Annotated in this window: 11 protein-coding genes and 5 tRNA genes; 13 read left to right on the top strand and 3 right to left on the bottom strand. The window is 72.0% G+C overall.

From position 1 onward, the window contains the following. Positions 1 to 147 precede the first annotated feature (147 nt). The 6 genes from ACOV8S_RS13535 (at position 148) to ACOV8S_RS13510 (ending at position 1,450) form a co-directional block, all read left to right on the top strand. Positions 148 to 894 carry an HAD family hydrolase gene (locus ACOV8S_RS13535; protein WP_448318071.1) on the top strand — a complete coding sequence of 249 codons (747 nt, stop codon included), beginning with the start codon at positions 148 to 150 and terminating at the stop codon, positions 892 to 894. 95 nt (positions 895 to 989) lie between these two features. Next, positions 990 to 1,061, top strand: a tRNA-Gln gene (locus tag ACOV8S_RS13530). 21 nt (positions 1,062 to 1,082) lie between these two features. Next, a tRNA-Glu gene (locus tag ACOV8S_RS13525) sits at positions 1,083 to 1,155 on the top strand. 28 nt (positions 1,156 to 1,183) lie between these two features. Further along, positions 1,184 to 1,256: transfer RNA gene (locus ACOV8S_RS13520), tRNA-Glu, on the top strand. A gap of 21 nt (positions 1,257 to 1,277) precedes the next feature. Further along, positions 1,278 to 1,349 (top strand) — tRNA-Gln (locus ACOV8S_RS13515). A gap of 28 nt (positions 1,350 to 1,377) precedes the next feature. Next, positions 1,378 to 1,450: transfer RNA gene (locus ACOV8S_RS13510), tRNA-Glu, on the top strand. A 137-nt stretch (positions 1,451 to 1,587) separates the two neighbouring features. On the opposite strand, the gene ndgR is transcribed toward ACOV8S_RS13510, so the two are convergent. Further along, the gene (gene ndgR, locus ACOV8S_RS13505; protein WP_108954235.1) at positions 1,588 to 2,304 is read right to left on the bottom strand and encodes an IclR family transcriptional regulator NdgR; all 717 of its coding nucleotides are present in this window, start codon (positions 2,302 to 2,304) and stop codon (positions 1,588 to 1,590) included. A gap of 156 nt (positions 2,305 to 2,460) precedes the next feature. Here ndgR and leuC point away from each other — a divergent pair, with 156 nt between their 5' ends. The 4 genes from leuC (at position 2,461) to ACOV8S_RS13485 (ending at position 5,883) form a co-directional block, all read left to right on the top strand. Beyond that, positions 2,461 to 3,885, top strand: a complete 1,425-nt coding sequence (gene leuC, locus ACOV8S_RS13500; protein ID WP_448318070.1) for a 3-isopropylmalate dehydratase large subunit — start codon at positions 2,461 to 2,463, stop codon at positions 3,883 to 3,885. A 34-nt stretch (positions 3,886 to 3,919) separates the two neighbouring features. Beyond that, on the top strand, positions 3,920 to 4,513 hold the full coding sequence (gene leuD / locus ACOV8S_RS13495; protein WP_448318068.1) for a 3-isopropylmalate dehydratase small subunit: 594 nt from the start codon (positions 3,920 to 3,922) through the stop codon (positions 4,511 to 4,513). A gap of 325 nt (positions 4,514 to 4,838) precedes the next feature. Next, positions 4,839 to 5,069: an SCO5555 family protein gene (locus ACOV8S_RS13490; RefSeq protein WP_448318067.1), complete on the top strand. Its 231-nt coding sequence runs from the start codon at positions 4,839 to 4,841 to the stop codon at positions 5,067 to 5,069. Between the two features lie 136 nt (positions 5,070 to 5,205). After that, complete coding sequence (locus ACOV8S_RS13485; RefSeq protein ID WP_448318066.1) at positions 5,206 to 5,883, top strand: HU family DNA-binding protein; 678 nt, start codon at positions 5,206 to 5,208, stop codon at positions 5,881 to 5,883. A 124-nt stretch (positions 5,884 to 6,007) separates the two neighbouring features. Here ACOV8S_RS13485 and ACOV8S_RS13480 read toward each other — a convergent pair whose 3' ends face one another. Both ACOV8S_RS13480 and cofC read right to left on the bottom strand, forming a co-directional pair. Continuing rightward, positions 6,008 to 6,220, bottom strand: a complete 213-nt coding sequence (locus tag ACOV8S_RS13480; RefSeq protein ID WP_351112026.1) for a hypothetical protein — start codon at positions 6,218 to 6,220, stop codon at positions 6,008 to 6,010. A gap of 126 nt (positions 6,221 to 6,346) precedes the next feature. Continuing rightward, positions 6,347 to 6,988 (bottom strand): 2-phospho-L-lactate guanylyltransferase, encoded by a 642-nt coding sequence (gene cofC, locus ACOV8S_RS13475; protein WP_448318064.1) that lies wholly within the window; start codon positions 6,986 to 6,988, stop codon positions 6,347 to 6,349. Between the two features lie 200 nt (positions 6,989 to 7,188). Here cofC and ACOV8S_RS13470 point away from each other — a divergent pair, with 200 nt between their 5' ends. The 3 genes from ACOV8S_RS13470 to ACOV8S_RS13460 all read left to right on the top strand — a co-directional run bounded on the left by ACOV8S_RS13470 (position 7,189) and on the right by ACOV8S_RS13460 (position 10,383). Further along, positions 7,189 to 7,980 (top strand): lysophospholipid acyltransferase family protein, encoded by a 792-nt coding sequence (locus ACOV8S_RS13470; protein ID WP_448318063.1) that lies wholly within the window; start codon positions 7,189 to 7,191, stop codon positions 7,978 to 7,980. Continuing rightward, the gene (locus ACOV8S_RS13465) at positions 7,977 to 9,032 is read left to right on the top strand and encodes an NAD(P)H-dependent glycerol-3-phosphate dehydrogenase (protein ID WP_448318062.1); all 1,056 of its coding nucleotides are present in this window, start codon (positions 7,977 to 7,979) and stop codon (positions 9,030 to 9,032) included. Before ACOV8S_RS13470 ends, ACOV8S_RS13465 begins: the two co-directional genes overlap by 4 nt. Positions 9,033 to 9,213: 181 nt before the next feature. Continuing rightward, complete coding sequence (locus ACOV8S_RS13460; protein WP_448318061.1) at positions 9,214 to 10,383, top strand: D-alanine--D-alanine ligase family protein; 1,170 nt, start codon at positions 9,214 to 9,216, stop codon at positions 10,381 to 10,383. The last annotated feature ends 72 nt before the right edge of the window (positions 10,384 to 10,455 follow it).

The raw sequence follows: 10,455 nt of genomic DNA, 5'->3' as shown, positions 1-10,455 counted from the left end.
CACCGTGGACGGCCGCCGCCCGCCCGGGTTCGCGGGCGGCTGGCGGCCCGCCGAGCTGGGCGGAGGGCACGTCGCCTGGCTCCCGCCCGACGGGCCGGCCGGGCCGAACCGGGGACAGGGGCCGCTCGCCGGGCGTACCGTCGAACCATGAACGTCAGGGCCGTCCTGTGGGACGTGGACGACACCCTCTTCGACTACCGCACGGCGGACCGGGAGGGCATCGCCGCCCACCTCGCCGCCGAGGGCCTGCTGGCCGGGTTCGACGGCCCGGACCACGCCCTCGCCCGCTGGCGCGAGGTGACCGAGCTCCACTGGGGGCGCTTCGCCGCCCGCGAGGTCACCTTCGAGGAGCACCGGCGCGACAGGGTGCGGACCTTCACGGGCCAGGACGACCTGGACGACGCGGCGGCCGACGCCTGGTTCGAGCGGTACTTCGCCCACTACGAGGCGTCCTGGGCGCTCTTCCCGGACTTCCTGCCGGCCCTGGAGGCCCTGGTCCCCAGCCACCGCCACGCGGTGCTCTCCAACTCGAGCTTCCTGGTGCAGGAGCGCAAGCTGGGGACGCTGGGCGTGCTCGACCGCTTCGAGGCCGTGCTCTGCGCGGCCGAGCTGGGCGTCTCCAAGCCGGAGGCCGGCGCCTTCCACGCGGCCTGCGACGCCCTCGGACTGCCGCCGGGGCAGGTCGCCTACGTGGGCGACCACCCGGAGATCGACGGCCGGGGCGCGGCCGAGGCCGGCCTGCTCTCCGTCTGGATCGACCGCCACGGGGAGGAGCCGCCCGAGGAGGAGGGGGAGCGCACCTGGCGCCGCATCCGCTCGCTGGCGGAGCTGCCCGGGGTGCTGGGGGTGCCGGGCGCGGAATCCCGTTTTGGAGCACGGTCAACCTTCGGGTAATGTTCTTCCTGCGCCGAGGGGAACGGGCCAGGAGCCCGGAACCGGAAGCGCACAACTAGAACAAGGACCTCCCGCTCGGGGGGCTTGCGTTCCAGTGGCCTATGGTGTAATTGGCAGCACGACTGATTCTGGTTCAGTTAGTCTTGGTTCGAGTCCAGGTAGGCCAGCTCGCAGAGCTCATCTGCAAAGCCCCCGTTGTGTAGCGGCCTAGCACGCCGCCCTCTCAAGGCGGTAGCGCCGGTTCGAATCCGGTCGGGGGTACTGGTTCTCCTCGGAGAACCGACAAGAGGCCCCCGTTGTGTAGCGGCCTAGCACGCCGCCCTCTCAAGGCGGTAGCGCCGGTTCGAATCCGGTCGGGGGTACAAGCTGGTCTAACCACGCATTGGTCTATGGTGTAATTGGCAGCACGACTGATTCTGGTTCAGTTAGTCTTGGTTCGAGTCCAGGTAGACCAGCTCGGATCTGCGGAAACGCATGATCCTCGCCCCCGTTGTGTAGCGGCCTAGCACGCCGCCCTCTCAAGGCGGTAGCGCCGGTTCGAATCCGGTCGGGGGTACAGATAAGGGAAGGGTCCCGTTCGATGAACGGGACCCTTCTTCGTGTGCGAGGGCGGGTCTTCGTGTGTGGTGCCGGGTGAGCTGGGTGTCGAGGACGGCCCGTGCCCGCGCGGAGGCGGGCACGGGCCGGCGGGTGTCAACTGGAGCGCCGCAGCGCCTCGGAGAGCCGTGAGGCCGCGTCTATGACGGCCTGCGCGTGCATCCGGCCGGGATGCCGGGTGAGGCGCTCGATCGGGCCGGAGACGGACACCGCCGCCACCACCCGGTTCGACGGGCCGCGCACCGGGGCGGAGACCGAGGCCACGCCCGGCTCGCGCTCGCCGATGGACTGGGCCCAGCCGCGGCGCCGCACGCCGGAGAGCGCGGTCGCGGTGAACCGGGCGCCCTGCAGGCCCCGGTGGAGCCGCTCGGGCTCCTCCCAGGCCATCAGGATCTGCGCCGACGAACCGGCCTTCATGGTCAGCGTCGACCCCACGGGCACGGTGTCCCGCAGTCCGGACAGACGCTCGGCGGCGGCGACGCAGATCCGCATGTCGCCCTGCCGGCGATAGAGCTGGGCGCTCTCGCCGGTGACGTCGCGCAGGTGCGTGAGCACCGGGCCGGCGGTGGCCAGGAGCCGGTCCTCGCCGGCCGCCGCGGCCAGCTCGGCCAGGCGCGGCCCGAGAATGAAACGGCCCTGCATGTCGCGCGCCACCATGCGGTGATGCTCCAGGGCCACGGCCAGTCGATGTGCCGTAGGCCTTGCCAGTCCGGTCGCCGCGACCAGACCCGCGAGGGTGGCCGGACCGGACTCGAGAGCGCTCAGCACAAGGGCCGCCTTGTCCAGAACGCCGACGCCGCTGCTGTTGTCCATGCAACGATACTCGCGTCTCACTCTGTGAAACGCAAGTTCACTTTCGCGTGGGAGCCGCCACTCTGGACGCATGGCGTCGTGGTCGCTGCTTCGGTCGGCCGCCACCTGAGTCTCACGAAGTGCGGGGCCGACGTGGTCCCCGCCGAAGGGAAAGCGATGGGTAGGACACTGGCGGAGAAGGTCTGGGACGACCATGTCGTCCGGCGCGCCGAGGGCGAGCCCGACCTCCTCTACATCGATCTGCACCTGCTCCACGAGGTGACCAGCCCCCAGGCCTTCGACGGCCTCCGCAAGAGCGGCCGCACCGTGCGCCGCCTCGACCTCACCATCGCCACCGAGGACCACAACACCCCGACGATCGACATCGACAAGCCGATCGCCGACCCGGTCTCCCGCGCCCAGCTGGAGACCCTGCGCAAGAACTGCGCCGAGTTCGGCGTCCGGCTGCACTCGCTGGGCGACGTCGAGCAGGGCGTCGTCCACGTGGTGGGACCGCAGCTCGGCCTCACCCAGCCCGGCACCACGGTGGTCTGCGGCGACTCGCACACCTCCACCCACGGCGCCTTCGGCGCGCTGGCGTTCGGCATCGGCACCTCGCAGGTCGAGCACGTGCTGGCCACCCAGACGCTGCCCCTGGCCCGTCCGAGGACGATGGCGATCACGGTGGACGGCGAGCTGCCCGACGGCGTCACCGCCAAGGACCTCATCCTCGCCGTGATCACCAAGATCGGCACCGGCGGCGGCCAGGGCTACATCCTGGAGTACCGCGGCAGCGCCATCGAGAAGCTCTCGATGGAGGCGCGGATGACCATCTGCAACATGTCGATCGAGGCCGGCGCCCGGGCGGGCATGATCGCCCCCGACGAGACGACCTTCGCCTACCTCAAGGGCCGCCCGCACGCCCCCGAGGGCGCCGACTGGGACGCCGCGGTGGAGTACTGGCGGACCCTGCGCACCGACGACGACGCGGTGTTCGACGCCGAGGTCGTCATCGACGCGGCCGGGCTGGCCCCGTTCGTCACCTGGGGCACCAACCCCGGCCAGGGCGCGCCGCTTTCGGCGACGGTCCCGGACCCCGCCTCCTTCGCGGACCCCTCCGAGCGCTTCGCCGCCGAGAAGGCCCTGGAGTACATGGGCCTGGAGGCCGGCACCCCGCTGCGCGAGGTCGCGGTCGACACCGTCTTCGTCGGTTCCTGCACCAACGGCCGCATCGAGGACCTGCGTTCGGTCGCCGAGATCATCAAGGGCCGCAAGGTCGCCGACGGCGTGCGGATGCTGGTCGTCCCCGGCTCGGCGCGGGTGGGCCTGCAGGCCGTCTCCGAGGGCCTCGACGTGGTCTTCAAGGAGGCCGGCGCCGAGTGGCGTCACGCGGGCTGCTCGATGTGCCTGGGCATGAACCCGGACCAGCTCGCCCCCGGCGAGCGCTCCGCGTCCACGTCCAACCGCAACTTCGAGGGGCGTCAGGGCAAGGGCGGGCGCACCCACCTGGTCTCGCCGCCGGTGGCCGCCGCCACCGCCGTCCTGGGCCGGCTCGCCTCCCCGGCCGACCTGTCCGACGCGCCCGCCCCCGCCGGCGTCTGAGCGATCCGGCACCGAGGAACCGAGGAACCGAGACATGGAAGCTTTCACCGTTCACACCGGCCGGGCCGTCCCGCTGCGCCGCAGCAACGTCGACACCGACCAGATCATCCCCGCGCACTGGCTCAAGAAGGTGACCCGGGACGGGTTCGAGGACGGGCTCTTCGAGGCCTGGCGCAAGGACCCGGAGTTCGTCCTCAACCGCCCCGAGCGCGAGGGCGCCACCGTCCTGGTGGCCGGCCCCGACTTCGGCACCGGCTCCTCGCGTGAGCACGCCGTCTGGGCGCTGCAGAACTACGGCTTCAAGACCGTGATCTCCTCGCGGTTCGCCGACATCTTCCGCGGCAACTCGCTGAAGAACGGCCTGCTCACGGTGGTGCTGGAGCAGTCCGTGGTGGACGCGCTGTGGGAGCTGGTGGAGAAGGACCCGACCGCCGAGATCACCGTCGACCTCGAGGCCCGCGAGGTGCGCGCCGAGGGCGTCACCGCGTCCTTCGAGCTGGACGAGAACTCCCGCTGGAGGCTGCTGAACGGCCTCGACGACATCTCCATCACCCTGAGCAACGAGGCGGACATCTCCGCCTACGAAGCCGAACGGCCCGCCCACAAGCCCAGGACGCGCGTCGCGTGAGCACCGCCTGAGCGACTCCCGGGCACAGCGCCCGAGCCGTCGAGGCCCCCGGAACCGACCTGACCGGTCGGATCCGGGGGCCTTTTTCGGCCACCGCGCGAAGGCCCCGCGACGCCCCGCCGCCACGAACGGGGGTACCTGCGCGCCGGTCGGCGGAGCCAGGTTGACGGTGTCCGATTCGTTCCCAACTCCGTGTTTTAGCTGCGGTGTTGTGCGGGTACCCGAGCTCTGGCGCCGCTTTCGGACGGTGTCGTCGACGGGCCTGTCGAGGGAGCAGTTGCACCCTGCGCAGGCGACAACTCGCCCTAGATGGCACAATCTGTGCATGGAACACGACGGCCAACTCGCGCTCTATGCGGCAGTCGCGGACCGACTCAAGGAAGCGCACACAAGAGTGCGCGCACTGCAAGTCCCGGAGGGCGTACGGGTGGCGCTGACCCGGAAGCTGCTGGTCATCACAGCGGCTGCCAAACACGATCTCGGTGACGCGACGAAGCGGCTGGAGCGGTTCACGGACGATCTCGCGCAGGGGCGATTCCCCGCCGAGGGTCTCTGAGCACTCCGGGGCGGTCGAGTCCGTTGCGGCACAAGGGTGATTAGCCCGTTTCGTGTTTGATTTGCGGTATATATCTGCCTAACGTGCGAAAACGCTTGAACGGATACGTTCTGGCAATGTCTCCGAAGGGGAAGACGTGAACAAGGCGCAGCTCGTAGAAGCGATTGCCGACAAGGTCGGTGGCCGTCAGCAGGCCGCCGACGCGGTGGACGCGGTCCTGGACGCCATCGTCCGCGCGGTCGTCGCCGGGGACCGGGTCTCGGTCACCGGGTTCGGTTCCTTCGAGAAGGTCGACCGTCCGGCGCGCTACGCCCGCAATCCCCAGACGGGGGAGCGGGTGCGGGTGAAGAAGACCTCCGTGCCGCGCTTCCGCGCAGGTCAGGGCTTCAAGGACCTGGTCAGCGGCTCCAAGAAGCTTCCGAAGAACGACGTCGCGGTGAAGAAGGCCCCCAAGGGCAGCCTCACCGGTGGCGCCTCCGCCACCGTGAAGAAGGCCGCGGCCAAGAAGACCACCGCCGCCAAGAAGGCCTCCGCCGCCAAGACGACGGCCGCGAGGAAGACCACGGCCGCCGCCAAGAAGACCACCGCCGCGGCGAAGAAGAGCACGTCGGCGACGGCGAAGAAGACCTCCGCCGCCGCCACCAAGAAGACCACCCCGGCGAAGACCACCGCGACGGCCAAGAAGACGTCCGCCGCCGCCAAGAAGAGCACCTCGGCCCCGGCGAAGAAGGCCACCGCGAAGAAGGCGCCCGCCAAGAAGTCCACGGCGCGCAAGACCACCGCGAAGAAGACGACCTCGCGCGGCGGCAAGTAGGACCGCCACGCGCCCCTGGGGCAGCTCGCGCGCCGGGCCGGAACTCCTCCTGGAGTTCCGGCCCGCGGCGCGCTGCGGGCCGTACGGCCCCGGCCGGGGCGTGCGGGCCCGGGGCCCGCGGGCCTCAGAAGGTCTGCAGCGTGATCAGGGTGATGTGCGGCGTGCCGTCCGCCGCCGGCCTGTCGCCGACCTCCAGGCGGACCCGCTGCCCGGAACGCAGCAGCAGGAGGCCGCCCGCGTCGAAGGCGGCGGCGTCGAAGGGGACCGGCGTGCCGTCGTCGAGGAGCACCTGACCGGTGCGGGTGTCCGGGTCGAAGGTGTAAGCGGTGGCCTGCATGCGGTCAGCGTACCGGCGGGGCGGGATCACGCCCGGCGTTCCCGCGAGGCGCTCCCGCCCGGCCTCCCACGAGGCGTTCCCGCGAGGCGTTCCCGCTCCCGCGAGGTGCGACGGCTCCGCTCGCGCTCAGGGCCCGGCCGGCAGGAGGCGCGCGGCCGCGGCCGCCGTGCGCGGTCCCACCCCCAGGGCCAGGGCGGCGCGCAGGTCGGCGCCGGTGTCCACGTCCTGGCGGACCGACTCCACGTCCGGCACCAGCAGCTCGGCGGCGCCCGATGCGGAGTGCCGGGCCCGGGAATCCGGTCCGAATTCCGGGCGCAATTCGACGCCGGACGACGCCGTCAGCAAAGTCGTCCCGATTCTCGCCGCGTCCGCCAGAAAGGCGCGCGGGAATTCCGCCGCCGCGACCAGGACGCGGGCCAATTCCACCGGCCGCAGCGCCGGGAGATCGGCGTTCAGCGCCGCGACCCCCGCCCCGGGCCGCTGACGGCGGACCACCGAGGCGCCGTGGGCCAGCGCGGCGTTCAGTCCGGCGCCCGCCGTGGCCTCCGGTACGACCCGTGCCCCCAGCCCGCCCAGTTCGCGCGCGGCCAGCGGGTCGTCCGTGACTACTGCCACATCCCGCACCGCGCCGCAGGCCAGCGCCGCGGCCACCGTGTCCTGCGCGAACGCCAGCGCGAGCCCCGGCCGCAGGACGTCCGGGGCGGCGTCCGACAGCCTGCTCTTGGCCCGCGTGAGGGGCTTCAGGGGGATGACCAGGGTCCAGTGCACGCGCGTTCGTACCTCTCTTGTCGCCCACATTGTCCCCCCGCGGGTCCGGCGACAGGACGACGGCCGTCGCCGGACGGGGCGTACGGTGTTCTCGACAGACGGTCGGGCCGGGGCCACACTTGTGCGACTCACGACCGACGAACCGAAGAACCAGGCCCTGGCCCCGTGGGGCCGGACGGGCCCAAGAGGAAGGTGTGCGCGTGCCTCGCCGCAGAATCGGCTTCTGGTACCGCTTCGCAGCGGTCATCGCAAAACCGCCGCTGGTGCTTCTGCTGAAGCGGGACTGGCGAGGAATGGAGAACATTCCGGCCGAGGGCGGCTTCATCACGGTCGTGAACCACATTTCGCACGTGGACCCGCTCGTGTACGCGCACTACCAGTACAACACCGGCCGCCTGCCCCGCTTCCTCGCCAAGAGCGGGCTGTTCAAGAAGGGGTTCGTCGGCACCATGATGCGCGGCACCGGCCAGATCCCCGTCTACCGCGAGTCCACCGACGCGCTCAGCGCCTTCCGCGCCGCGATCGACGCGGTGAACCGCGGCGAGTGCGTGGCCTTCTACCCCGAGGGCACCCTCACCCGTGATCCCGACGTCTGGCCGATGACCGGCAAGACGGGCGCCGCCCGGGTCGCCCTGAGCACCAAGTGCCCGGTGATCCCGGTCGCCCAGTGGGGCGCCAACGAACTGCTGCCGCCGTACAGCAAGAAGCCCAGTCTCTTCCCGCGCAAGACCGCCCGCGTGGTGGCCGGCCCGCCGGTCGACCTCTCCCGCTTCCACGACCGGGAGATGACGCCGGAGCTCCTCAAGGAGTGCACCGAGGCGATCATGGACGCCATCACCCGCGAGCTGGAGCAGCTCCGCGGCGAGAAGGCGCCCGCCCACCGCTACGACCCCCGCGAGGTCCGTCTCGAGCAGCGCCGCCATGCCGCCGCCCGGGCCGCCGAGCGGACGACCGGGTCCGCCGCCACGGCGGGGGAGGGGAACGGCAAGTGACCGACCCCGCCGCGAACGACCCCCTCGGCAGCGGGGCCCGCCCGGGCGAACCCGTCCGGGCCGCCGTCTTCGGCGCCGGCTCCTGGGGCACCGCCTTCGCCGTCGTGCTCGCCGACGCCGGCTGCGAGGTGACCCTCTGGGCGCGCCGACCCGAGGTGGCCGAGGCGATCAACTCCACCCGGGTGAACGCCGACTACCTGCCCGGCGTCGAACTTCCCGCCGGGATCTCGGCCACCGCCGACCCCGCCGAGGCCGCCCGCGACGCGGACTTCACCGTCCTGTCGGTCCCGTCCCAGACCCTGCGCGGCAACCTGGCCGCCTGGACGCCGCTGCTCGCCCCCGACACGGTGCTGGTCTCGCTGATGAAGGGCGTCGAGCTGGGCTCCGCGATGCGGATGAGCGAGGTGGTCGCCGAGGTCGCGAAGGTCGGCCCCGAGCGCGTCGCCGTCGTCACCGGACCCAACCTGGCCCGCGAGGTGGCCTCCCGGCTGCCCACCACCGCGGTGGTGGCCTGCGCCGAGGAGCCGGTCGCCCGCCGCCTGCAGGCCGCCTGCCACACCCCCTACTTCCGCCCCTACACCAACACCGACGTGGTGGGCTGCGAACTGGGCGGCGCGGTCAAGAACGTCATCGGCCTCGCGGTCGGCATCGCCGACGGCATGGGCCTGGGCGACAACGCCAAGGGCTCACTGATCACCCGGGGTCTCGCCGAGACCACCCGGCTCGGGCTCGCCATGGGCGCCGACCCGCTGACCTTCGCCGGCCTGGCCGGCCTCGGCGACCTGGTCGCCACCTGCTCCTCGCCGCTGTCGCGCAACCACACCTTCGGCACCAACCTCGGCAAGGGGATGACGCTGGAGGAGACCATCGCCGTCACCCGGCAGACGGCCGAGGGCGTCAAGTCCTGCGAGTCGGTGCGCGACCTCGCCCACCGGCACGGGGTGGACATGCCGATCACCGAGATGGTCGTGGAGATCGTCCACGAGGGGAAGCCGCCGGCGGTCGCGCTCAAGGAACTGATGGGGCGCGACCCCAAGCCGGAACGGCGCTGACCCGGTCGTCCGCGAGGGTCCGGCCGGCACGCGGTGCGCGGCCGGACCCTCGCCGTCCCCGCGTGCCGTAGCCCTGTCCCGGCCCCGCGGCCGCCCGGCGCGGGGCAGACCGGGCGAATCGACCGTGTGCCCGAGCGCGTTCGCCGACGTGTGCGAGAGCAGCGGGTACGCTCAATCCGTTATGAGCACCCAGAACCTCCCCCAGAGCCCTGAGCGGACCGCCGAGGAACCGCAGCGCAAGCCGCGCGTCGCCGTCGTCTTCGGCGGCCGCAGCTCCGAGCACGGCATCTCCGTGGTGACCGCCGGCGCCGTGCTGCGCGCGATCGACCGGACGAAGTACGACGTCCTGCCGATCGGCATCACCCGGGAGGGGCGCTGGGCCCTGACCGCCGACGAGCCGGACCGCATGGCGATCGCCGAACGCACCCTGCCGGGCGTGGACGAGCTCGCCGAGTCGACCGAGGGCGGCGTGGTGCTCCCCGTCGACCCCTCCAGCCGCGAGGTCGTCTACAGCGAGCCCGGGTCGGTCTCCAAGACCCTGGGCGAGGTCGACGTGGTCTTCCCCGTCCTGCACGGCCCCTACGGGGAGGACGGCACGCTGCAGGGTCTGCTCGAACTCTCCGGCATCCCGTACGTCGGCGCGGGCGTCCTCGCCTCCGCCGTCGGCCAGGACAAGGAGTACATGAAGCGGGTCTTCACCTCCTTCGGCCTGAAGGTCGGCCCCTACGTGGTGATCCGCCCGCGCGAGTGGGAGCAGGACCAGGCCGCGGCCCGCAGGAAGATCGTGGATCTCGCGGGCGACCACGGCTGGCCGCTGTTCGTGAAGCCGGCGCGGGCGGGCTCGTCCATCGGCATCACCAAGGTCGACGACCTGTCCGGGCTGGACGAGGCGATCGCCGAGGCCCAGTTCCACGACCCGAAGATCATCGTCGAGGCGGCGGTGGTGGGGCGCGAGATCGAGTGCGGCGTCCTGGAGTTCGAGGACGGGCCCCGGGCCAGCGTCCCCGCGGAGATCCCGCCCGCGCAGAGCCACTCCTTCTACGACTTCGAGGCCAAGTACATCGACTCCGCGGCCGGCGTCGTGCCGGCGCCGCTCACGCCCGAGGAGACGGCCGAGATCCAGCGGCTGGCGGTCGAGGCGTTCGACGCGGCGTCGTGCGAGGGCCTGGTGCGGGCCGACTTCTTCCTCACCGACGAGGGGGAGTTCGTGATCAACGAGATCAACACGATGCCGGGGTTCACGCCCATCTCCATGTACCCGCGCATGTGGGAGGAGACCGGGGTGTCCTACCCCGAGCTGGTGGACCGGCTGATCCAGGCCGCCCTCCGCCGCCGCACCGGCCTCCGCTGACCCGCTCCTCACCGCGGCCCGCCCGCCCCGGCGGGCCGGCCCTCCCGGCCCTCGGCTCCGCCACCTCGGCCC

Source organism: Streptomyces sp. CO7, from assembly GCF_053474865.1.
The sequence above is the reverse complement of the archived record's forward strand: the minus strand, read 5'-3'. Positions and strand labels throughout refer to the sequence as shown.

Excerpts from the sequence above, each read along its gene's own strand:
- leuD (WP_448318068.1), top strand. The coding sequence starts at position 3,920 with ATGGAAGCTTTCACCGTTCACACCGGCCGGGCCGTCCCGCTGCGCCGC.
- ACOV8S_RS13460 (WP_448318061.1), top strand. The coding sequence starts at position 9,214 with ATGAGCACCCAGAACCTCCCCCAGAGCCCTGAGCGGACCGCCGAGGAA.
- leuC (WP_448318070.1), top strand. The coding sequence starts at position 2,461 with ATGGGTAGGACACTGGCGGAGAAGGTCTGGGACGACCATGTCGTCCGG.
- ACOV8S_RS13535 (WP_448318071.1), top strand. The coding sequence starts at position 148 with ATGAACGTCAGGGCCGTCCTGTGGGACGTGGACGACACCCTCTTCGAC.
- ndgR (WP_108954235.1), bottom strand. The coding sequence starts at position 2,304 with ATGGACAACAGCAGCGGCGTCGGCGTTCTGGACAAGGCGGCCCTTGTG.
- ACOV8S_RS13480 (WP_351112026.1), bottom strand. The coding sequence starts at position 6,220 with ATGCAGGCCACCGCTTACACCTTCGACCCGGACACCCGCACCGGTCAG.
- ACOV8S_RS13490 (WP_448318067.1), top strand. The coding sequence starts at position 4,839 with ATGGAACACGACGGCCAACTCGCGCTCTATGCGGCAGTCGCGGACCGA.